Raw genomic sequence first — 21644 nt, forward strand, 5'->3', positions numbered from 1 at the left:
ACCACGACTCGACCTGCTCCATCGTCAACGCGTCAGCACACAGTCGTATCAACGACCACCTGATACACCCCGTCACGCCAGATGCGGTTGCAGTATTAGGGCGCTTCTGAGGGACCTCCGTGAGGACTCCCCGCACTGCTCGCCCCCTGGTTCCGAAGACTCCTCACGGTGCTCCATGCGTCATCGCGTCCGTACCGCTGGACGACCCAGAACACCGGCTCCGCCCCGGAAGCAGTCAAACAACGGAAGCCGACAGGTGACCGCACGAAGCACTCTGAGGAGGAAGCCGAGCGGCGGCGCGAAAGCCGGCCGCAGCGGTCCGCATCCAGCACGGGAAACATCCGCGCCACCCCGTGGCGCCGCCCGGCGCATACACCACTTGGAGACTGTCGTGCCTTCACGTCGAGTTATGAACACCTCGCTGGCCACGCTCGTGGCGGCGGGCGTCGCCTTCGGGACGATGTTCACCCCCCTGGCGAGTGCCGAGCCCGGCTCCCACTCCACGAGGTCCACCGCCCCCAAGCCCACCGTCGTGCTGGTGCACGGTGCCTTCGCGGACGCGTCCAGTTGGAAGGGGGTCGTCAAGCGTCTGCAGGCCGACGGCTACCCGGTGAAGGCGCCGGCCGTTCCGTTGCGGGACCTGGCCGGTGACGCCGCCTACATCTCCAGCGTCCTGGCCGGCACCGAGGGCCCCATCATCCTGGTGGGCCACTCCTACGGCGGCGCCGTGATCACGAACGCCGCCGCCGGCGACCCGGACGTCAAGGCCCTGGTCTACGTGGCCGCGTTCGTGCCGGACGCGGGGGAGAGCCCGGCGGAACTGTCCGCGCGGAAGGTGGAACACCCCATCGACCCGCTGCCGGTCCAGCCGGCCCCCTTCCCCGCCGCCGACGGGTCCACCGGTGTGGACCTGTACCTCGATCCGGCCAAGTACCGCAGCACCTTCCTGAGCGACACGGTCTCCCCCGCCACCGCCGCGGTCCTGGCCGCGTCGCAGCGACCGGTCACGGCCGCCGCGCTGAACGGTGAGACCAAGGACCCGGCCTGGAAGAAGCTGCCGTCCTGGTACCTGGTGGCACGTCAGGACAACTCCATCGGCGCCGACCTGGAGCGCTTCATGGCCGAACGCGCCGGTTCCAGGACCGAGGAGGTCAACGCGTCGCACGACGTGATGCTGAACGCTCCCGGCACGGTGACGCGCCTGATCGAGAAGGCCGACAAGGGCACTCGCTGACCTCACCCGCAGGTCGCACGGAACGGGTAACGAGGCCTCGCGGCGCATGCTGCGGGGCCTCGCCCGCACTCCGGACACGGCCCCGGCCACCGCGCCGCGGCCGACCGGTTCCCCTGAACGTGTCCCGGGCCGGGACCGTGGTCCTGGGGCTGGGCTTCCCTACGCTCGTGCCCACAGCCGGCAACGCCGCCGTGCAGGTCGCGGACGTCGACGGGGTACGCGTCGCCGGCCTCCTCGTCGACGCCGGTGCCGCCGACTCCGCCAATCTGATCAGGATCGGGTCGGCCGCCAGGACCTCCGTCCGGCACGCGGCGAACCCCACCTCCGTGCAGGATGTGTACTTCCGCATCGGCGGCGCGACCGCGGGCAAGGCCACCAACAGCCTGCTGGTCGACAGCAACGACGTACTCCTCGACCACATCTGGGCCTGGCGCGCGGACCACGGCGCCGGAGCGGGACGGACATCGAACACCGCGGCAACCGGTGTCACCGTCAACGGCGATCACGTCACGGCACTGGGCCTCTTCGTCGAGCACTATCAGCAGCACCAGGTCGTCTGGAACGGGCAGGACGGCCGAACCGTGTTCTACCAGAGCGAGACGCCCTAGGACCCGCCGTCGCAGGCCGCCTGGATGAGCACGACGACCACCGACGGCTACGCCTCGTACAAGGTGGGTACCTCCGTCACCGGCCATCAGGCCTGTGGCCTGGGCGTGTACTCCTACTGCAACCAGAACCAGCCCGTCCACGCCGACCGGGCGACCGAGGCACCGGACCGCACCGGCGTCGCGCTGCACGACATGGTCAGTGTCTTCCTCGCCGGCAGCGGAGGCATCGACGGCTCCAGCGCCCTCCATGCGGTCGTCACCCCCACCTCGTGGGGCTGGGACCAGCAACGCTGGAGCACCACGGACGCCGGCGGTGGCTACTACGCCGTCACCAACGTCGGCAATCCGGGTCTGCGCCTCACGACGACGTCCGACGCCTATCCGTCGGGCAGCGGCAACCACAAGATCAAGGTGTCCTCGGCCACCGGCTCCGACGACCAGCTGTGGAAGATCGAGAAGACCGCCGACGGCTACTACCGGCTGATCGACAAGGCGCGGGGTACGGCCTTGCAGTCGACGTTCGACGTCTACGGCGGCTCCGCCGACGCACGCCAACTGGCCGGCACCTCCGCTTCGTTCGTCAACGACCAGCAGTCCTGGGCACTCGTGCCCGGATGACGCACGGCCCCGACCGGAAGGCCGGGGCCCCCGGCCGCAGGTACCCCCTTCGGACGGAAGGGGGTACCTCTGCCGGTCAGTGCACGGTGATGGTGCCGGCGTACTCGACGTCGGTGGCCGATCGGCCCACGTAGACCGGGACCTTGCCGGCCGGTGTCACCCACCCGTTCGTGGACTCGTCCCAGTAGGACAGGATGCGTCGGCTGACGGTGACGGTCACCTTGCGACGCTGCCCCGGTTCGAGGGTGACCTTGGTGAACCCGGCGAGTGTCCTGGCCGGGGTGTCGACCTCGGTGGGCAGGTGCCCGATGTAGACCTGGACCACATCGGATCCCGTGCGCCGGCCGGTGTTGTGCACCTCGACGCTGACCTCGGCCGCGGCGTCCGCGCTGCCGCGGCCGGTGACGCGCGCCTTGTCGTGGCTGAAGGAGGTGTAGGACAGGCCGCACCCGAAGGGGAAGAGCGGCGTGGCGTGGTGCTTGTCGTACCACTTGTAGCCGACGTAGATGCCCTCGTCGTAGACGATGGTGCCGTTGGCCGCGTCGTTCTTGCCGCCGGTGTACTGGGTGGGGCCCTGGTCCTCGGTCGCGGGGAAGGTCATCGGCAGGCGGCCGCCGGGTTCGGCGTCGCCGTAGAGGATGTTGGCGATGCTGGTGCCGGTGGCGGCGCCCTGGTACCAGGCCTGGAGGACTCCCTTCACCCGGCTCAGCCACGGCATGAGCATGGGGCCGGAGGTGTTGAGGACGACGATGGTGTCGGGGTTGGCCGCGGCGACGGCTTCGATCAGCTGGTTCTGGTCGCCGGGCAGGGCCAGGTCCGCACGGTCGAGACCCTCACCGCTGTAGTTGTTGACGAACACCACCGCGACGTCGGCCTTCTCGGCGGTGGCGACGGCGGCGGGGATCAGGGACTCGGGCTGCCAGCCGAGCACCAGACCGACACCGCTGTAGCCGACGTCCTTCGTGCTGTACTCCACGGTGATGTCGACGGCCTTGCCGCCGGTCAGTCCGCTCACCCCGCCGATCGGCCACTGCCGGGGCCCGATGAAGGAGTCCCAGCCGTAACGGGAGTCCTCGATGACGGTCCTGCCGTCGACGACGACCTTGACCGCGCCGGACAGCAGCACGGCGAAACGCACCAGGCCGGTGGCGGACGGCGTGATCCGCCCGGTCCAGCGGGCCGACCACTGGGCGGGCAGTCCCCCGACCGGGTTGCCGCCGCGGAAGTCGATGGTCGACACGGTCGTCGTGGTCAGGGGTGTGCCGGCGAGGTCCTCGCCCGCGAAGAACTCCGCGTGCAGCCCCTGCCGCCCGTCGGACGTGGCGAGCACGTCGGCGGGGACGGTGGTCAGGGTGTCGTCGCCGAGGCTGCCCTGGGAGAACAGGACGCGTGACGCGCCGGCCTTGGCGGTGATCGCCTCCAGGGCCGTGGTGTAGTCGCCGGGGTCGACCCAGGAGGAGCCCTCCACACCGGTGATGGTGTCCTTTCCGGCCGGGCCGATGACCGCGACGGTCGTCCGCTTCGACAGCGGCAGCACGCCTCCCTGGTTCTTGAGCAGGACCGTAGCCTCCTCGCCGGTGGTCAGCGCGAGGTCCTGGTGGGCGGCGGTGGTCACGACGTCGGCGGGTGCGGACGGCAGGGGGTTGTCGTAGGCTCCGGACGCGAACAGCGCGTACAGGATGCGGCGGGCGGCGTCCCGGGTGCGGTCCTTCGGGATGCGGCCGTCGGTGAAGGCGCTCCTGGGCATGTCGGGCATCAGGGCGGTGGAGTCCACGCCGGCGTTGACGCACTCCACGCGGTCCGCGTGCGGGTAGAAGTCGGTGCCGAGGTAGCCCTTGAAGCCCAGATCGGTCTTGAGCGCGTCGATGATGTGGCTGTTCTGGCAGGCGAAAACGCCGTTGATCTTCGGGTAGGCGCCCATCATCGACAGGGCGCCGCCGTCGCGGACCGTGTGCTCGAAGGCCGGGTAGTACACCTCGCGCAGCGCGCGCTCGGAGACGACCACGTCGAGGGTCAGGCGGCCTTCTTCCTGGTTGTAGACGGAGAAGTGCTTGATCTGCGCGATGGTGTCGTTCTTCTGGAAACCCTTGGTGACGGCGGCTCCGATCAGCCCGCTGACGAGGGGGTCTTCACTGTAGGACTCGGCCTGGCGGCCGTAGCGGGCGTTGCGCAGGATGTCGACGGTGGGGCCGAGCAGAATGTTCCAGCCCTTGGCGCGGGCTTCCTTGCCTATCGCGGTGCCGTACTGCTCCGCGAGTGCTGTGTTGAAGGTGGCGGCCAGGGCGTTGGCGGCGGGGAAGGCGGTCACGCCGGTGTCGCCGCGCAGTCCGTCGGAGGCGTCCACGCGGGTCATCGCCGGGATGCCGAGGTGTTCCAGCGGCTTGGAGTCCGCGACCTCGACGGCGGTGACCAGGGTGACCTGCTCGTCGAAGGTCATGGCGCCGAGCAGTGCTTCGGCTCGGCGTGCGGGTGACTTCTTCCTGTCACGCCAGGGCTCGTCGGCCGAGGTCGCTGCCCCGGGGGGCGGCCGCTGCGGCGGTGGGAAGTCCGGCGGTCACGACCGCGGCTCCTCCCAGAGCGGCTACGGACACGGCGACGGCTTGCCGCCGGGTCATTCCGGTGGGACGGGTCACGTCACATCCTCCTCGATGTCTACGCGGGTGCTGCTCACGGGGTGGTGCGCGGTGGCCGCCGGTCTCGGCGTGCGGCGTTGGGGAGCGGGGCGGACTGCGGCCGGTCTGTTCGCGGCCGGAGCGGGGTGTCAGCCCTTGACGGCACCGGAGGTCAGGCCCTTCATGACCTTGCGGTCGAGGAAGAGGTGGAGCACGAGAGTGCCGAAGACGTCGATACGGATCGCCGCGGACAGCGGGCCGTACTGGGTGGCCCCGAAGTCGCCGGTGAAGTTGGGCAGACCGACCTGGAGGGTGCGCAGGTCCTGGCCCTCGACGACGAGCAGCGGAGCGACGACGATCCTCACCCGGGCGCGGCCCGGGCGGCGGCGTCGCGGCCGTCGGCCGGTGCCGGCGGAGGGCACACGTGTCCTCCGCCGCCGGGAGAACCGGAGGTCTTCATGGCGGACATGCGGTGGCTGCTCGGGGACGGCCCCGGAGCGGCCGGCCGCGTCACTTGGTGGACAGTGCGTCCTGGACGGTCTGCATGAACTTCTCCGGGCTGACGCTGCCGCTGACCAGGCCGGCCGCGTTGGTCTGGCTCACGGTGGTGGCCTTGGTGCTGAAGAGGGCCTCGAACCAGAGCACGTTCTGCTGGGAGGAACTGATGGTGTCGCGGACCTGGGTGACGTCGTTGGCGTCCTCGACCTCGGTGTTGACCTTGAAGCCGGAGATGGAGCCGTGGTCCTTCAGTGCGGTGGTGCCGTAGTTCTTGGCGATGCAGGAGACCCAGTCGCCGGTCTTGTCGTCGAAGGAGCGGGCACCGAGGGCGATGCCGAGGCCGACGTTGGAGGGGTACTGGTCGATCGCGCCCTTGCCGCCGGTGACGGCGGGGAAGGGCATGGAGCCGACGCCCTTGCCGAAGTAGCCCTTCGAGCCGAGGCCGGCGATCTCCTCGGCGGCCTTGACGTACGCGGGGTCGGTCAGCTTCGCCGTGCCGTCGGCCACCTTCCGCAGTGCGTCGGCGCCCAGGCTGCGGTAGAGGTAGCCGCTGAGGAGACGGGTCAGCGGCCAGCCCTGCTGGCCGGAGGCGGAGAACGGCTGGATGCCCTTGGCCTCCAGCTTCGCCGCGGCGGCCACGAGTGCGTCCCAGGTGCCGGGCACGGCGATGCCGTTGTCGCTGAAGACCTTCTTGTTGTAGAAGATGCCCTCGATGTTGTACTCGTACGGCAGAACCTCGACCTTGCCGCCGTACAGCGCCTTGATGGTGGACACCGCGGCGGGTTCCAGCTGGTCGTAGACGCCCAGCTCCGTGAGCTCCTTCTCCAGGTCGGCCACCTTGCCCGACGTGTACAGCTGCTGCGTGAGCGACGGCGCGTTGCCCGCGGCGAACTGCACGGGCAACGCGTCCTGACCGGCCAGCAGTTGCAGCTTCTGGTCCAGGCTCGCCTGCGGAACGGTCTCCACCTTCAGTGGCTGGGCCTCGTTCGCGGTCTTGCACGCGCCCTTGGAGAGAGTGGTCAGGGCGCTCTTGACGGTGGTGTTCTCGGTGACGCTCAGGTAGCTGAAGTCCTCGGCCGCGGAGGTCGAGCCGCCTCCGGTCCCTCCGCACGCGGAGACGAGGACGACCATGGCGGCGGCGCTCGCGGTCATACCGGCGAGGCGGGCCTTTCCGGCGGCGGAGAAGTCGGTGATCACAGCATGGCTCCCTGTCATCGTTGAACAAAGGCGCACGGCGAAGGCCTGCGGAGGAAATCGGAAAGGAGAGAGAGTTTTGTATAACGTTCTCTAAGCCGAAGTGCGCACCACAGTGCACGCAGCTTCGACTCCGGTCAAGACACCGGTACGTAACATCGTGGAAAGACCGACAACATCTAGCGAGTCAGGGCTCGTATCGTGTAGACCGTTGTATCCAGGAGAGGTTCAGGGGGCACGTCGCATGCAGCAGGGCTCACAGCGCAGGAAACGTGTGACGATCACCGACGTCGCGCGGCACGCGGGCGTGTCGACGGCCGCGGTCTCCAAGGTCATGCGCAACGCCTACGGGGTCAGCGCCGCGATGCAGGAGAAGGTCCGCGACGCGATGGCCGAGCTCGGCTACCGGCCGCACGCCGCGGCGCGCGGCATGCGCGGCCGGACCTACACGATCGGTGTCCTGCTGGACAACATCCGCAACACGTTCTTCGCCGACATCCTCGACGGCATCCGTGACGAGCTGCACAACAGCGAGTACACCGTGCTGGTCGGCGCCGCCGGGTTCGGGGCGGACGCCCAGAGCAGGACCATCCAGTCCATGGTCGACCGCCAGATGGACGGGTTGATCCTCATCGCCCCCGGTACGTCGCGCGCCGAGATCCTCGCCATGGCCGAGACCACGCCCACCGTCGTGATCGGCCACCATGACCGCTCCGACCTCCATGACTCGGTCGTCGACGCGGACGGCACGGGAGCCAGCCTGATCGTGGATCACCTGGTCTCCCTGGGCCACCGCGACATCACACTCGTCTCCGCTCCCGGCACCCGCTCCAGCGGATGGACGCGCACTCCGGAGATCGTCCTGACCCACGGCTACACGGAGGCCATGAGCCGCCACGGCCTCGGCGACGAGACCCGGGTCTGCCGTGCCGCCTACTCCGACGAGGGCGGCTACAAAGCCGGCATGAGCCTGCTGACCGGCGAGGACCGGCCCACCGCCGTCATGGCGGGCGCGGACGTCGCCGCACTCGGCGTCTGGCGGGCGGCTCACGAACTGGGGCTGAGGGTTCCCGAGGACGTCTCCGTCGTCGGCTACAACAACACCGCCCTCGCCGACCTCGCCACCGTCCAGCTCACGAGCGTCGATCAGGCCGGACACGACATGGGCAGCACGGCCGCCCGCCTGCTGATCGAGCGCGTCGAGGGCCGCCGGGAACACGCCGTGCAGACCACGATGACTCCGCGTCTGGTCGTACGCCGCAGCACGTCGGCACCCAGCGCCTAGTCGAGGAGGGGCGCACGTGGAACCCGGGAGGCCCAGAGTCGGTATGACGGATGTGGCACGAGAGGCCGGCGTTTCTCTCGGCACGGTGTCCAACGTGCTCAACCGCCCCCACCTCGTCGCCCCCTCCACCCGCGCCCGCATCGAATCGGTCATCGACCGGCTCGGTTACATACGCAGCGACAGCGCGCGCAGGATGCGCGGCGGCTCCTCCCGCCTCATCGCCGTCCTCGTCCCGGACCTCGCGAATCCGTTCTACACGGCACTGGTCCGCGGCGCGGAGGAGCAGGCACGCGGCGCGGGCCTGGGCATCCTCGTGTGCAACAGCGCACGCGATGCCATGGAAGAGGCGCTGGCGAAGCCGTCGCCGCGCGCCGTCAGGAGCGGCTGGTGTGCAGCGCCTCGCGGTCCCACAGGTGGCGCGGCTGCGTGTGCAGCCGCCAGTAGTGGTCGGCGATGTCGTCGGGGTCGAAGTCGGTGCCCGGGGCGACCGGGCCATCCACGGTGACGCTCGCCACGTGCACTCCGGAGGAGCCGTACTGCTGGTCGAGCAGCGCCACCAGGGTGCGGACGCCCGCCTTGCCCAAGGAGAGGCTCACGTACCGCGGCTTGGGCTCGGGCATGCCGCCCGTGACAAGGAACGTTCCACTCCCGCGCGCCGCCATCGCCGGCGCGAGGCGTGCCGCGGCATTGAGCGCGCCGACCACGTTGACCGCCCACGCGTCCATGTGATCGCGTACCGAGAGCTCACCCAGCTCGTCCGCGCGGACGAGCGCGGCGTTGTACACGGCGACCTCCGGCACGCCGTGCTCGTCGACGGCCCGGCCCAGGGCCGCGTCCAACTCGGCCCGGTCGGTACTGTCGGCCTGCACCGTGACGATCGGAACGCCGTGGGGAGCGACCGCGCCCGCCACGGCGCGCAGCGTCTGCCCGCCCCTGGCGATCAGCGTGATCGGCAGACCCTCCCTGGCGAACCGACGGGCGACCGCCTGCCCGATTCCCGGTCCCGCACCGATGATCACTGCACCTGGCATGATCCGTCTCCTTCACGTCACGATCAGCGATACTGCGGACGTTAAGGCGTCACATCTATGTGAAGGTCAAGGAGAAGGCTGGATGCGAATCGGCGACCTGGCCCACGAAACCGGGGTGAGCAGGAGGCTGTTGCGCTACTACGAGGAGCAGGGTCTGCTCAGGCCGGCCCGGTCGGACAACGGCTACCGTGAGTACGTCGAGGCGGACGTCGCAACGGTGCAGCACATCCGGGCCATGCTCGCCGCCGGGCTCTCCACCGCGGTCATCGCCAAGGTCGTGCACTGTGTGCGCGACAAGGAGGAGCTGAGGGTGCCATCCGGCTGTCCGACCTTCGTCGGGGAGTTGCGGCGCGAACACACCCGCATCACCGAGGCGATCACCCGACTCGAGAGTTCCCGGCGCATACTGGACGCCGTTCTCGACACGGCGCCCCGGGACGGGGAAGGTCCGTCCCGCGAGCGCGGGTGGCCGTGAAGCGGCGGACGGCCGGGTCCCCACCCGCCCGGGCCGAGGGTGGACGGGGCATAACCCGTCCACCTGGTGCCGGTCGTTCGCTAGAGGCTGATGTGGACGGGGCCCCCGGTGTGTGAGATTCCGTCGAGGACGGTGGAGGGGATGCGGAAGACGCGGCCGGGGGCTGCGGGCCAGGCGAGGGTGCGGCGGGTGATGACGCGTCCGTCCTGGCGGACGGTCACCTTGGGGAAGCGGACGAACTCGTCGGACCACAGCAGGAGTCGGCCGCGGGCCGGTGCCGGGTCGTCGGGGCGCAGGATCTGCGGGGCGATCCAGCGGAAGGGCGTGCCGGCGGTCAGGCGGACGCCCGCGGTCGGCCGCTGCCGTCCGTGCAGGTGGTCGATGACCTGCTGGGCGACGTGCTTGCCGTCGAGTGCGGCGACGTCGGCGGTGTCGACGGGGTGGAGCATGTTGCCGGCGGCGAAGACTCCGGGGCGGCTGGTGCGCAGTGCGGTGTCGGTGACGGGGCCGAGGGTGCCCTCGTCGAGAGCGATGCCGGCGGCGCGGGCGAGTTCGTGGTCGGGGATCCAGTCCCCGGTGAAGACGACGGTGTCGCATTCGACGGTGGTGCGCCGGCCGGTGTCGAGGTGCTCGATCTCCACGGCCTGGCAGCGGCCCTTGCCGATGATCCGGGTGACGCGGCTGCGGGTGGCGACGGGGACGCGCAGTACGGTGCGGCCGGCCGCGTTGAAGGCGCCGTAGGACTCCGCCTTCGGGTACTGGCTGATCATGAGGGCGGGGGTGCAGCCCGCCTCGCGCAGGGTGAGGGCCGCGGACCAGCTGACCAGTTCGCCGCCGACGACGACGGCTCGTTCGCCGACGGGCTGGTGGTGGAGGTGGACGAGGTTCTGGAGCTGTCCGGTGGTGTAGACGCCGTGCGGGCGGTCGCCGGGGATGCGGCGTGCGGTGCGGGGCCGCTCGCGTGCGCCGGTGGCCAGCACGATGGCCCGGGGACGGATCCGGTGGCGGCCGTCGGGGCTGGTGACGTCGAGGGTGTGCTCGTCGGACCAGCCGGTGACCATGGTGTTCGTGCGGATCTCGGCTCCGGCCCGCGTGGCGCGGTCGACGAGGTGGCGGGCGTAGGCGGGGCCGGACATGACTCGGCGCAGGTCGCGCAGGCCGTATCCGGTGTGGTCGCTGTGCCGGGGGATGCCGCCGGCCGTGTGCTCGCGGTCGACGACGAGGATGTGCCCGGCGCGGCGGTCGGCGAGTTCGGCGGCCGCGGTGAGGCCTGCGGGGCCGCCTCCGACGACGAGGACATCGGGCTTGATCAGGGACAGCTGGTAGGTCATCGGTCGTCCTTGTGCTGGCTGCTGCAGCCGTCGTGGGTGTGGTGCCGGGTGCGCAGGGCCGCTACGGCCGCGCCGCAGAAGAAGCCCTGGCAGCGGCCGTTCATCGCCCGGGTGCGGCGGCGCAGTCCTTCCAGGGTGCGGGCGGGCACCGGCGCGTGGCAGGCGTCGCGGATCTCGCCTTCGGTGACCCGTTCGCAGAAGCAGACGACGGTGCCGTAGGCGGGGTCCGCGGCGATGCGTTCGGCGTCCTGGTAGGGGCGGGTGGCGGCTTCGCCGATGTTCGGCATCCGCGGCGGATCGGGCAGGTCGCTGCGGCCGCGCAGGGTCAGCCCGGCCTTCTCCAGGAGGCCGCGGACGTGTTCGGCGATGGCGATTCCGGCGGTCAGGCCGGTGGAGCGGATGCCGCCGACGAGGAGGTAGCGCTGCTCGGGGGTGGCCTCGATGAGGTAGTCGGGGTGGTCGATCGCGGCGCGCAGTCCGGCGTAGCTCGCGGTGACTTCCTCGGCGAGCAGGCGCGGCATGAGGCGTTCGCCCTTGGTGAGGAGGAAGTCGTAGCCGTCCTCCGACGTCGCTGTGTCCGTACGGTCGGTGAGGTCCTCGGCGGTGGGGCCGAGCATGACGTTGCCGTAGATGGTCGGTGAGATCAGTACGCCCTTGCCGCGGGAGGAGGGCACGGGCAGGACGATCTTGTCGACCATCGGGCGCGCCAGCTTGTCGAAGACGAACAGTTCGCCGCGGCGGGGGGTGACGGTGAAGCGGTCGTGGCCGAAGAGCCGGTCGATGTGGTCGGCGCCGAGGCCGGCGGCGTTGACGACCCAGCGGGCCCGCACCTCACCCTGCCCGGTGTGCAGGGTGGTCACCTCGTCGCCGGGGTCGACGGCGGTCACAGCGTGCTGGAGCAGGATCGTGGTGCCGCGCTGCTGGGCGTCGGTGGCCAGGGCGAGATTGGTCGTCCAGGTGCAGATGATGGACTCGTCCGGGACGGTGAGTCCGCCGAGGGCTCCGTCGCCGAGGTCGGGAAGGCTCTGGTAGACCTCGTCCGCGCCGATGATCCGGCAGTGCTCGTAGCCGTTGGCCTCGGCCTTCTCCTTCAGGCCGGGCAGTGCGTCGAGTTCTTCCCGGTTCCAGGCCACCAGCACGGCACCGGTGTGCTCGACGGGGATGCCGGTGGCTTCGGCGTAGGCGCTCAGCAGGTGGTATCCCCGGGCGACCAGGCGGGATTCGAGGGTGCCGGGCTTGGCGTCGAAGCCGGTGTGCAGGATCGCGGTGTTGGCTTTGCTGGTGCCGTCGCCCACGTCGTCGCGGGCTTCGAGCAGCGCCACCGAGACGTCGTGGCCGGACAGTTCGCGCGCGATCGCCGCGCCGACGATGCCTCCTCCGATCACCGCGACGTCGAAGACGCCGTCGTCCGGACGGTGGGGGGTGGCGGTCATGTGTGATCTCCCTTGGCGGCGCGGGCCGTGGCGGCCTGCGCCCATGTGGTGCGGAATTCCTGGGCCCGGTCGGCGGACCAGCGGGGTTCGTACACGGTGCTCGGTGCCCAGTCTCCGACGGCTTCCTTGAGACTGAGCGCCGGGTCGAGCGCGCACCGTGCGAGGGCGGCGGCGCCGAGAGGGGTGGCGTGGGCGCTGGGGTAGATGTCGACGGGGAGCTGGGCGATGTCGGCCTGGGCCTGCATGAGGGCGGCCGAGTTGGTCAGACCGCCGTCGGCGCGCAGCCGGGTCAGGGGCCGGCCGAGGTCGCGGCCCACCAGGGCGGCCAGCTCGGTGACCTGTGCCGCGATGCCCTGCAGCAGGGCGAGGACGAGGTGTTCGCGCCGGGTGGACAGCGTCATGCCGGTGAAGGAGGCGGTGGCGTCCGGTCTCCACCAGGGGGCGGCGAGACCGGCGAAGGCCGGCACGCACAGGACGCCTTCGCTGTCCGCCGCGACGAGTTGGTCGATCTCGGTCGCGGACCGGACGAGGCCGAGGTCCTGGAGCCATCGCACGGCGGAGGCGACGGTGTAGACCTGGCCGTCCACGCAGTACAGGGTCTCTCCCTCGGCCTGCCAGGCCACCGACGTGGTGAGGCCGGCGCTGGAACGCACGGCGTTCAGGCCGGTGTTCGCCAGCAGGAACGCACCGGTGCCGTAGGTGCACTTGGCGGTCCCCTGCTCCAGGCACGCTTCCGCGACCAGGGCGGCCTGCTGGTCGACGATCAGTCCGGCCACCGGCACCTCTGGGCCGAAGGCCCGGGTGGTTCCCACGACTTCGTCGGAGGCGGCGATGCGGGGCATGCGTTCGGTGCCGAGCCCGAACCAGTCGGCGAGTTCGCCGTCCCAGGAGGCGCTGTCCAGATCGAAGACGAGGGAGCGGCTGGCGGTGGAGGCGTCCGTGACGAACTCGCCCGTCAGGTGGTGCACCAGCCAGGTGTCGGTGGTGGTCACCACACCTTCGCGCGTGAGGTTCCGGCGCAGCCAGGCCATCTTGGGCGCGGAGAAGTACGGGTCGAGGACGAGCCCGGTGCGTGCGGCGAGGGCGGCGGAGCGGTCGGCCAGCTCGTCGCAGACGCTCTCCGCGCGCCGGTCCTGCCAGACGATCGCCGGGGACAACGGGGTCCCGGTGGCCAGGTCCCAGGCCAGGACGGTCTCTCCCTGGTTGGCCAGGGCCACGGCGGCGATCGGGCGGCCGGCCGTGCTCATCGCGCGGCGGCCGGCGGTCAGGACGGAGTCGAGCAGTTCGCGGGGGTTCTGTTCGACGCCGCCGCCGGGCAGGTAGGTGGGGCGGACGGTCTCCTCGGCGATGGCGACGGTTCCCTCGTCGGCGTCGACGACGATGGCCTTGGTGCCCGAGGTGCCCTGGTCGATGGCGAGGATCGCGGTCATGGGGAGGTCCTTTCGGCTGCGGCCCCGTCGGGCGCCGTTCCGGCGGTGTCCAGGGCACGGTCGACATCGGCCATGTCGGGCATCGTCAGCCCGGCGCGGCCCCGGCGGATGAGCAGAGCGGCGAGGTGGACGGCGCCGATCCCGCACAGCACCATGACGTAGATCCAGGGGGCGCGGAAGGAGGCGTCCCGGAAGATGAGGAGTTCGTAGACCAGCCACACGGCGGCCAGGACGAGGACCGGAACCTCCCAGCGGCCCAGGGAGAAGCCCTTCGACGGCGGCAGGGAGTGGCGCTTCGCCGCGTACATCGCCACGGTGCCGGCATAGATGATCGCGGGCAGCAGGGTGGCGGCGGAGAACAGTTGGAACAGGGCGTCCGTGGAGCGGGAGAAGACCGCGAGGACGATCTGCGCGATCAGCATCATGAAGACGGTGGCGTTCAGGGGCGTCGCGGTGCGCCGGTCGATGCGCTGGAGCAGGCGCCAGCCGGGGAAGCGTTCGTCGCGGGACATCGCGTAGACGAGGCGGGTGCCGCTGAGGGTGATCACCAGCCCGCAGGAGAAGATCGAGATCACGACCAGAACCAGCAGGATCTTCCCGACGACCGATCCGAGCACGGCGGTGATCACGGTGGCCACGGGGGTGGCCGATGTGCCGACGCCGTCGATGCGGCCGGCCGCGGCGGTGACCGCGATCAGGAACAGGAAGCCGAGCACGCCCAGGGAGAGCACCGCCTGGACCATCGCCTTGGGGATGACACGGGCAGGGTCCTTGGTCTCCTCGGCCAGGTTCGCCGCGGACTCGAAGCCGACGATGGTGAAGGCGCCCAGCAGGAACGCCAGGGCGAACGGGCCCGCCTCGGTGGCGCCGCCCAGCCCGTAGTAGCCGCTCGCCGGCACGGTTCCGGTCTCGAAGAGGTGGGCGAAGTCCAGCTTTCCGGTGAACGCGCCGACCGCGAACAGGAGCGCGGTCAGGGCGATCATGCCGATGAGCTGCATCGTCACGGCCGCGTTGTTGACCCGGTGCGTGGTCCGGGTGGAGAGAGCCACCAGCAGTGCCTGGAGCAGGACCACACCGGCCGTGATGATCCAGGCGTTCTGCGGGGTGCCGACGTAGCGGAACAGCTCCGGGAGGATGGTGGAAGCGATGGTGTAGTCCACCGCGACGACGACCACGCCCAGGAACGCGAACGAGATCCATCCCATGATCCAGCCCCACACGGGGCCGACGATCCGTGACACCCACTGATAGGAGTAGCCGCTGATCGGGATGCGGGCCGCGAGGGCCCCGAAGACGAGGGCGATGGACAGCTGGCCGATCACCGAGATCGGCCAGGCCCAGATGCCGCGCGGCCCCGAGGTGGTGAGCACCGCGCCGTACGTGGTGAAGATGCCGGTCGCGATGGACACGAACCCGAAGGCGACGGAGAACGACGCGTACCAGCCCAGTTCCCGCGCCATCTCCGGACGGCTGTCGGACTCCGTGCCGGTCCGTCCGACCGCTCCGGCCCCCTGGGGGCCGTTCTCTGCTTGTGCCATGACTTGCTTCCCTGCCTCAGGGTGCCCGCCCAGGCAGCGGGGGGCAATGGACGAGATGGACGAGAAAGGAAGAGGTGAACCGCCGGAGGGTGGGACGCCCACCACTGACCGTTTCTATGGGTTCTTGACCGTGAATTACTGAGAGTGTGGACCGATGCCCGCGCCCCGTCAAGACTTCGCACTGCCGCCACACCGCTGAAACATGCGAAAACACCCCGTTAACACACGAGGGGAGCACAGGAGAGCGCGGCGAGGTCGGCGTCCCTACGGGCGAGAGGGGCCGCGAGAGGCCACTGCCCTTACGATGCAGTCACAGATCCACAAGAACAGTCACCAATGAGGGGGTGTGCCGTGCTCCCCGTTGAGCGGCACCGCAGGATCGTCGCCGAGCTCGCCCGGCTCAAGTTCATCACCACGGACGACCTCACCACGCTGCTGAGCGTCTCCCACGAGACCGTCCGCAGGGATCTCGCCCAGCTGGAACAGCGCGGCAAGCTGACCCGCGTACACGGCGGGGCGACCGTCCCCGAGGCCCCGGTGGGCGAAGAGGCGCCCTTCAGCGAACGCAGCGGCGCGATGGCCGAGGAGAAGCAGGCCATCGGCCGGCTCGCCGCCACACTCATCGTGCCCGGCCAGACCGTCGTCATCGACGTCGGCACCACGGCACTCGAAGTGGCGCGCGCCCTGCCCGCCGACCACGCCGGTGTCATCGCCACACCGTCCCTGCTCGTCGCCGCCGAGGTGAGCACCCGCCCCCGCGTGGAGGTCCTGGTCAGCGGAGGGCGGCTGCGAGCGGGCGACCTGGCCTGCTCCAACGCGCGAGCGGTGGACTTCTTCGCGGACCTGCGGGCCGACGCCGTCTTCGTGGGGTCCGGCGGCATCGCCCCCTACGGCCTCACCGACTTCCACCTCGACGAAGTCGCGACCAAGCGAGCCATGCTGGCCAACGCCTCGCACCGCTACGTACTGGCCGACTCCAGCAAGTTCGGGCGTACCGCCGCACACCGCGTCTGCGACCTCAGCGGATTCGACACCCTGCTCACGGATCAGTCGTGCCCGCAGGATCTGCGTGGCGCCATCAGCCGCTCCGGGGGCACCGTCCTCGTGGCCTGACCGGTCGACGACCGGCACTTGACGGAATTCGGTCACCAATCCACAATCTCAGTCAACGCAGGTCCGGTACGCCCTGGTGACCCGGGCACGACCCGCGCGACCGTCGAACGGTCTTCCCCTCCCCCTCTTCACGCGTTCGTCCGCCCTCGTTCGGCGGCCCGCGCTCCAGCACCAAGGAGAAGCATGTCCCAGCGCCAGAACATCTCGTCCGGTTCCTCCCGTGAACCCGTCCTCGGCTACTCCCGTGCGGTCCGTGTCGGCAACCAGGTCTTCGTCGCGGGCACCACGGCCGGATCGGCCGACGGTGCCGTCGGAGGCGACGACGCGGCCGCTCAGGCCCGCGAGATCTACTCCCGCATCGAGAAGGCCCTCGAGGAGGCGGGTGCCGGGTTCGCCGACGTCGTCCGCACCCGCGTCTACCTCACCGACATCGCCGACTTCGACGCCGTGGGAGCCGTGCACGGGGAGATCTTCGGGGACATCCGCCCCGTCACCGCCGTCGTGGAGGTCGGTGCTCTGGCCGCCGGGGACCTTCTCGTCGAGGTGGAGGCCGACGCGGTGCTGCCGGCGTGACCGGACACCAGGTCTCGATCTTCGACCTGGACGGGGTGCTGACCAGGGAAGACACCATGGGTTTCCTGGTCAGCACCCGTCTGGCGGCCCGCCCCCACCTCTACGCCGCCGTGCTCGCGCCCTTCCTGCTCTCCCTGGCGGCTCCCCCGGACGGCGCGCTGAGGCCGGCCGTGAACCGCGCGATCGTGTCCCTGGCCCTGCGCGGGATGACCCGCGGCGCCTACGAGACGCTCGCGGTCACCACGGGGCGGTCCATGGCGGACCGGACGGCGGTGGGGCAGGCGGTCGCCCGGTGCCGGCTGGCCCGTCTCCAGGGTCCGACGGTCGTGGCGACGGCTTCGGAGGAGACTCTCGCGCGAGCCTTCCTCGACGGTGTCGGACTGCACGGCGTTCCCCTGGTCGCCTCTCGGCTCCACTTCGCCCCGCGGGGGCCAGGTCTCGCCGCTCACAACGTGGGCGAGGCCAAGGTCGCCGCGGTCCGCGACCTCGGCTTCCGCCCCGAGGACGCCGTCCTCTACACCGACTCGGCCAGCGACGCCCCGCTCGCCCGGATCGCGGACCGGACCGTCACGGTCAACGCCGGCCGTCGCTCGGTCAGGAGACTCACGTCCGTGGCCAGGCGCATCAGCCACGAGCGCTGGAACTGACGTGCCGCACACGGACGTGATGGACCACCGTGTTGATGTCGATGCCCTGGTAGAGGTTGACCGCGATGTAGTGCCGGTCCCGGTACCAGCTCTGGTCGTCGTCCAGGGTGACGGGGTCGCTGAGGAAGCTGCCGTCCGCCCGGACCCGTACGGGTATCGCCGTGGTGTCGCGGTCGACGAAGAGGCGGACGGTGCCCTGTGCGGGGAAGTCCGGGGCGGTGGACAGGTTCACCTGGCCGGCTACCCGGAAGGTGGCGCCAGGGACGGTGGTGACGTGTGCGGTGCCGGCTTCCGCCAGGTGCACCGTCGTGCCGTCGTCCCACTCGGCCCGGGTCCGGTTCTCCGGGGTGAGAGGCGTCGTGTCGTAACGGGTGGTGGCCCCGGTGGCGGGGTCGACGTAGTCGACGTTCTCCACGACGAGGTCGCGGATGTTCTTGTTCTTCGCGAACGCGGCCGACAGCGTACTGCTGGTGTGGAAGACCGAGTTGCAGGGGGGAGTTCGTGGCCGAGGGACGGCCGGCCTCGTTGCCCGTCGCGTAGGTCTCCGTGATCCGCCGTACCAGCGGGCGGTACGTGGCCGCCGTCACGTCGCATCGCCGGTCGGGGAAGACGGGGGTGTGTGCGTTGCCCGTCCGGTCGATGCGGTCGTACAGCGCGTTGTTCCAGTGGGCCTTGTCCCGCTCGGTCGCCGGCTCGTGCACCGCGAGGGCGTACGTCCGTGGGTGAGCACGCCGATCGGCAGCTCCTGGCCGGCCTTCACGCCGCTCAGCTCGGCCACGTCGTAGAAGCCCTCGCCCGCGTACTCGTACGAGGAACTGCGCTGGACCACCCGGCCGGCCACGTTCACCTGCCAGTCGCCCATGGCCGCGACGTAGACCCGCGCCCCGGTGACCCTGCTGTGGCCGGCCACGCGCATGACCTTGCGGGCCGCGGTCCACTCGTTGCTCGCGTCGTTGCCGCTCGTGGTCCTGCGGATCCACTGGGCGCCGGACCAGTCCCCGTCACCGAGGCCGGTGGTGAACGAGGCGGGGCGCGCGTACGGGGAGACGGCACCCTCGCGGTCCCACGTCCGCACGGTCCAGCGGTACTCCGTGCCGGCCGCGAGGTCCGGTCCGGCGTCACCGACGAGGCGGGACTGCGCACCATCGAGGCGGGGGCGGCCGCATCGGAGGCCCAGCTCACCGTCACCTTCAACTACCGTTACGCACCGCGGAACTCGGCCCTGAAGAAGGTCATCGCGGACGGCGCGGTCGGGAAGGTGCTGTCCGTACACTTCGAGTGGCTCCTGGACACCGTGCACGGGGCGGACTACTTCCGCCGCTGGCATCGCGAGAAGACCTCGTCCGGAGGGCTCGCCGTGCACAAGGCGACACACCACTTCGACCTGGTCAACTGGTGGCTCGACGACACCCCGACCACGGTCCAGGCCCTGGGCGGCCTGCGCTTCTACGGCGACCAGGGCGCCGGCCGCCTGCCAGGCCCGCGCCCGTCCCTGGGCCGGGACGCCGCCGCGGACGACCCCTACGGGTTCGACATGTCCGGCGACGGCGCGGCCTCTACCTGGACGCCGAAGCGGAGGACGGATACCTGCGTGACCGCGACGTCTTCGACCAGGGCATCGACATCGAGGACACCCTCAGCGTCCTCGTCGGCTACCGCGGCGGCTGCTCCATGACCTACTCCCTGACCGCCCACAGCCCGTGGGAGGGCTACGGCGGAGGACACGGCGGCGGTGACGGTCTGCCGCTCGTGGACGTGTTCCGCGGAGCGGGCCAGGACCCGCTCCGGAGGCGAGCCGGCTACGAGGACGGGCTGCACAGCGTCGCCGTCGGTGTCGCCATCAACGAGAGCCTGCGCACCGGGCGGTTGGTGCACACCCACGGCACGGAAACCGGCCGCCGTCCTCGTCGCGGGACGCTCCCGGCGCAATGACGACGATGCCGCCGCCGGCGCGGTGGCAGTCAGTCCTCCATGGCGGGGTTGTGTTCCTGCTGACGGTGCCGGCGCCGCGGCGTGGCCGGCCGGCGAGAGACCGGCGATGACGAATGCACGGCGCTTCGTGTTCGCGGCGGCTCCTTGAGGACGGACGGCTGCGGGGCAGGTGACGGCCAGGAAGGAGCGGTCGCTCACCGGTGGCGGACGGAACGGGCTTGAGCGGGTAGCGCACTGGCGACCTCGCGTATTCGAGAGTCGCGTATTCCTTAGCCGGTGAGGGCTCGTGTTCACCCTGAGTGGCCGTGGGGAGCGGAGCGACTCCAGGTTCCTCCGGCTTCTGCGACGAGACGGGCATTCAGGCCACTGGGCGGATCCGGCCACCGGTTGCCTGTCGCAACGCGGCTTCCAGCCGGTCGCGGGCCTCGGTCTGGGCGGCGATCCGTTCGTTGAGGACCGCCAGCCGTTCCAGCGCGACCCGCAGGCCTTGGTCCGAGGGTGGTGCGGCGGCCACATCGCCATCCAGACAGGGCAGGAACACCCGCACGTCGTCCAGGGTGAGCCCGGCGGCCAGCAGGTGGCGGATGTTGCGGACCCGCACCACCGCCCGCTCGTCGTAGACGCGGTAGCCGTTGGAGGCCCGTTCGGAAGAGATTAGTCCGGCCTGCTCGTAGTGCCGCAGCGCACGAGCGGTCGTTCCAGTCGCCGTGGCAGCTCACCGATCCGCACCCGTCCCACCTCCCGGGCCACTCCTATCACGCCACGACTGCTCCGCCGTCGACTGGGAGTATCACTCCGGTGACGAACGACGCGGCCGGTGCGGCAAGCTGGGTGATCGCCCAGGCCACCTCCTCAGGGCGACCGATCCGGGCCAGTGGGGTGTGCGCCAGCTGCCACTCCCGCACTGCGGCCATCCGCTCCGGCGTCAGGCCCTGGTGCTCGCCGATGGGGGTGTCGATCGCGCCGGGGGCGACCGCCACCACCCGGACCCCGCGGGGTGCCAGCTCGACCGCCCAGCTGCGGGTCAGCAGCTCCAGAGCGGTCTTGGTAGCCGCATAGACCGAGCTGCCGGGCCAGGCCCGCTGCCCCACCGACGTACTGACATTGACGATCACCCCGCCCGACGCCTCCAGGAGTGGCAGCGCGGCCTGAGCCAGCAGGATGGGGGCGACGAGGTTGGTGGCAAGCTGGGCTGTGATCATCTCAGGCGTCAGCGTGCCGAGGGCGCCGCTGCGCACAATGCCTGCGTTGTTGACCAGCACGTCCAGCCGGCCATGCCGCTCCAGCACGGCCTGAAGAATCCGAGAGGGCTCGCCCTCGGCGGTGATGTCGGCGGTCAGCGCTGTGATCCGGTCGTTCTCGGCAGCGGTCTCCAGGAGCGGCTCGGCCCGCCGCCCGATCGCGACCACGTGGGCGCCCTCAGCGGCGAAGGCGCGGGCGGTGGCCCGGCCGATCCCGGTGCCGGCTCCGGTGACGGCGACGATCCTGCTGCTCTGCGGTGCGGTGCTGTTCATGCCGGTCATCGTGCAACCTTGCCGCCAGCGTCAAGGTCAAGCAGCGCCTGACGGGTGATAGTCACCGCCGGTGGTCACCGGGGGCATAGTGACGCCAAGCTCCTCCGGCCTCTTCGGCGATCCGGGTGGTGTGGTCGTCGTTGTAGCCGAGCATCCGGGCGATCACCGGGGCCGGGCCTGGAGGACGAGTTGGCGGATCGCCACTGTGCGTCCTGGCCGGGTCGGGAAGCCCAGTTGGCGGAGCCGAGGTGCCATGGCTTCCGGGGTCATGGGCTGCCCGGCCCGGCGGCCGGGGAAGAGCCATCGGGCACCGGGGTTGGCCGCGGTCTTGGTGTTCGGCCGCTGGCCCAGGTAGTCCAGCAGCATGCCGTCGAACGGGGCGGGAACGGACGACGGTGGGTCGCCGAGCCGGACGAGGACATTGCCGTCCTCGTGCTGGACGTCGTGGGTGCTGAGCCTGGTGATCCGCCGTCCAATTCATCACGCTCCGTAGATCGCATCCGGCGCGAGAATCTCGCATCAGACGCGAAGCCCGGAGCGGCACGGCAGCTCAGCCATCCGATCGTGTGAAGCGGAAC

22 protein-coding genes and 2 pseudogenes are annotated in these 21644 nt (G+C 70.5%); 11 read left to right on the plus strand and 13 right to left on the minus strand.

Annotated features, from left to right (window positions below; translation table 11 throughout):
• Window positions 1–409 precede the first annotated feature (409 nt).
• From ACFV9M_RS24510 to ACFV9M_RS24520, 3 genes are all read left to right on the plus strand, one after another.
• Window positions 410–1234, plus strand: a complete 825-nt coding sequence (locus tag ACFV9M_RS24510) for a lipase family alpha/beta hydrolase (protein WP_385076854.1) — start codon at window positions 410–412, stop codon at window positions 1232–1234.
• Between the two features lie 167 nt (window positions 1235–1401).
• On the plus strand, window positions 1402–1842 hold the full coding sequence (locus ACFV9M_RS24515; protein ID WP_385076857.1) for a hypothetical protein: 441 nt from the start codon (window positions 1402–1404) through the stop codon (window positions 1840–1842).
• Window positions 1843–1866: 24 nt separating this feature from the next.
• The gene (locus ACFV9M_RS24520; protein ID WP_385076860.1) at window positions 1867–2460 is read left to right on the plus strand and encodes an RICIN domain-containing protein; all 594 of its coding nucleotides are present in this window, start codon (window positions 1867–1869) and stop codon (window positions 2458–2460) included.
• Between the two features lie 76 nt (window positions 2461–2536).
• Here ACFV9M_RS24520 and ACFV9M_RS24525 read toward each other — a convergent pair whose 3' ends face one another.
• The 3 genes from ACFV9M_RS24525 to ACFV9M_RS24535 form a co-directional block, all read right to left on the minus strand.
• Window positions 2537–4897, minus strand: a complete 2361-nt coding sequence (locus ACFV9M_RS24525; protein WP_385076863.1) for a glycoside hydrolase family 3 protein — start codon at window positions 4895–4897, stop codon at window positions 2537–2539.
• 324 nt (window positions 4898–5221) lie between these two features.
• Complete coding sequence (locus ACFV9M_RS24530) at window positions 5222–5494, minus strand: hypothetical protein (RefSeq protein ID WP_385076866.1); 273 nt, start codon at window positions 5492–5494, stop codon at window positions 5222–5224.
• Window positions 5495–5582: 88 nt separating this feature from the next.
• Entirely contained in the window at window positions 5583–6767 is a 1185-nt protein-coding gene (locus tag ACFV9M_RS24535; RefSeq protein ID WP_385076869.1) for an ABC transporter substrate-binding protein, read from the minus strand.
• Between the two features lie 271 nt (window positions 6768–7038).
• Between ACFV9M_RS24535 and ACFV9M_RS24540 the strand changes: the two genes are divergently transcribed.
• The gene (locus tag ACFV9M_RS24540; RefSeq protein WP_385076871.1) at window positions 7039–8049 is read left to right on the plus strand and encodes a LacI family DNA-binding transcriptional regulator; all 1011 of its coding nucleotides are present in this window, start codon (window positions 7039–7041) and stop codon (window positions 8047–8049) included.
• Between the two features lie 43 nt (window positions 8050–8092).
• Window positions 8093–8212 (plus strand): annotated as a pseudogene (locus tag ACFV9M_RS24545) (LacI family DNA-binding transcriptional regulator); the annotation flags it as partial.
• 211 nt (window positions 8213–8423) lie between these two features.
• Here ACFV9M_RS24545 and ACFV9M_RS24550 read toward each other — a convergent pair.
• Window positions 8424–9080, minus strand: a complete 657-nt coding sequence (locus ACFV9M_RS24550; protein ID WP_385076874.1) for an SDR family NAD(P)-dependent oxidoreductase — start codon at window positions 9078–9080, stop codon at window positions 8424–8426.
• A gap of 82 nt (window positions 9081–9162) precedes the next feature.
• Between ACFV9M_RS24550 and ACFV9M_RS24555 the strand changes: the two genes are divergently transcribed.
• Complete coding sequence (locus ACFV9M_RS24555) at window positions 9163–9555, plus strand: MerR family transcriptional regulator (protein ID WP_385076877.1); 393 nt, start codon at window positions 9163–9165, stop codon at window positions 9553–9555.
• An 80-nt stretch (window positions 9556–9635) separates the two neighbouring features.
• Here the strand turns inward: ACFV9M_RS24555 and ACFV9M_RS24560 are convergent, their stop codons facing one another.
• The 4 genes from ACFV9M_RS24560 to ACFV9M_RS24575 are packed head-to-tail and all read right to left on the minus strand — an operon-like array spanning window position 9636 to window position 15287.
• Window positions 9636–10886, minus strand: coding sequence for an NAD(P)/FAD-dependent oxidoreductase (locus ACFV9M_RS24560; protein ID WP_385076879.1), 1251 nt, complete (start codon window positions 10884–10886; stop codon window positions 9636–9638).
• Complete coding sequence (locus ACFV9M_RS24565; RefSeq protein ID WP_385076882.1) at window positions 10883–12319, minus strand: NAD(P)/FAD-dependent oxidoreductase; 1437 nt, start codon at window positions 12317–12319, stop codon at window positions 10883–10885. Before ACFV9M_RS24565 ends, ACFV9M_RS24560 begins: the two co-directional genes overlap by 4 nt.
• The gene (locus ACFV9M_RS24570; RefSeq protein ID WP_385076884.1) at window positions 12316–13749 is read right to left on the minus strand and encodes an FGGY family carbohydrate kinase; all 1434 of its coding nucleotides are present in this window, start codon (window positions 13747–13749) and stop codon (window positions 12316–12318) included. The genes ACFV9M_RS24565 and ACFV9M_RS24570 overlap by 4 nt, the downstream gene beginning before the upstream one ends.
• Window positions 13746–15287, minus strand: coding sequence for an APC family permease (locus ACFV9M_RS24575; protein WP_385076887.1), 1542 nt, complete (start codon window positions 15285–15287; stop codon window positions 13746–13748). Before ACFV9M_RS24575 ends, ACFV9M_RS24570 begins: the two co-directional genes overlap by 4 nt.
• 351 nt (window positions 15288–15638) lie before the next feature.
• Between ACFV9M_RS24575 and ACFV9M_RS24580 the strand changes: the two genes are divergently transcribed.
• From ACFV9M_RS24580 to ACFV9M_RS24590, 3 genes are all read left to right on the plus strand, one after another.
• The gene (locus ACFV9M_RS24580) at window positions 15639–16400 is read left to right on the plus strand and encodes a DeoR/GlpR family DNA-binding transcription regulator (RefSeq protein WP_385076889.1); all 762 of its coding nucleotides are present in this window, start codon (window positions 15639–15641) and stop codon (window positions 16398–16400) included.
• Between the two features lie 183 nt (window positions 16401–16583).
• A complete protein-coding gene (locus ACFV9M_RS24585) occupies window positions 16584–16973 on the plus strand; it encodes a RidA family protein (RefSeq protein ID WP_385076892.1) in 390 nt (129 codons plus the stop codon).
• Window positions 16970–17620, plus strand: a complete 651-nt coding sequence (locus ACFV9M_RS24590) for a haloacid dehalogenase-like hydrolase (RefSeq protein ID WP_385076893.1) — start codon at window positions 16970–16972, stop codon at window positions 17618–17620. Before ACFV9M_RS24585 ends, ACFV9M_RS24590 begins: the two co-directional genes overlap by 4 nt.
• Here the strand turns inward: ACFV9M_RS24590 and ACFV9M_RS24595 are convergent.
• Complete coding sequence (locus ACFV9M_RS24595) at window positions 17598–18035, minus strand: hypothetical protein (protein ID WP_385076896.1); 438 nt, start codon at window positions 18033–18035, stop codon at window positions 17598–17600. The genes ACFV9M_RS24590 and ACFV9M_RS24595 overlap by 23 nt on opposite strands.
• A 168-nt stretch (window positions 18036–18203) precedes the next feature.
• On the minus strand, window positions 18204–18695 hold the full coding sequence (locus tag ACFV9M_RS24600) for a hypothetical protein (protein WP_385076920.1): 492 nt from the start codon (window positions 18693–18695) through the stop codon (window positions 18204–18206).
• 147 nt (window positions 18696–18842) lie between these two features.
• On the opposite strand from ACFV9M_RS24600, the gene ACFV9M_RS24605 reads away from it, so the two are divergent.
• Together ACFV9M_RS24605 and ACFV9M_RS24610 are read left to right on the plus strand one after the other, a co-directional pair.
• Entirely contained in the window at window positions 18843–19295 is a 453-nt protein-coding gene (locus ACFV9M_RS24605; RefSeq protein WP_385076915.1) for a Gfo/Idh/MocA family oxidoreductase, read from the plus strand.
• Complete coding sequence (locus ACFV9M_RS24610) at window positions 19292–19552, plus strand: hypothetical protein (RefSeq protein ID WP_385076898.1); 261 nt, start codon at window positions 19292–19294, stop codon at window positions 19550–19552. Before ACFV9M_RS24605 ends, ACFV9M_RS24610 begins: the two co-directional genes overlap by 4 nt.
• Window positions 19553–19910: 358 nt before the next feature.
• Here ACFV9M_RS24610 and ACFV9M_RS24615 read toward each other — a convergent pair.
• From ACFV9M_RS24615 to ACFV9M_RS24625, 3 genes and pseudogenes are all read right to left on the minus strand, one after another.
• A pseudogene (locus tag ACFV9M_RS24615) lies at window positions 19911–20281 on the minus strand (MerR family transcriptional regulator).
• A gap of 26 nt (window positions 20282–20307) precedes the next feature.
• The gene (locus ACFV9M_RS24620) at window positions 20308–21075 is read right to left on the minus strand and encodes an SDR family NAD(P)-dependent oxidoreductase (RefSeq protein ID WP_385076899.1); all 768 of its coding nucleotides are present in this window, start codon (window positions 21073–21075) and stop codon (window positions 20308–20310) included.
• Window positions 21076–21228: 153 nt separating this feature from the next.
• Window positions 21229–21432 carry a hypothetical protein gene (locus tag ACFV9M_RS24625; RefSeq protein ID WP_385076902.1) on the minus strand — a complete coding sequence of 68 codons (204 nt, stop codon included), beginning with the start codon at window positions 21430–21432 and terminating at the stop codon, window positions 21229–21231.
• Between the last annotated feature and the right edge of the window lie 212 nt (window positions 21433–21644).

Origin of the sequence: Streptomyces sp. NPDC059895, assembly GCF_042731035.1 — a bacterium.
Taxonomy (GTDB): Bacteria; Actinomycetota; Actinomycetes; order Streptomycetales; family Streptomycetaceae; genus Streptomyces.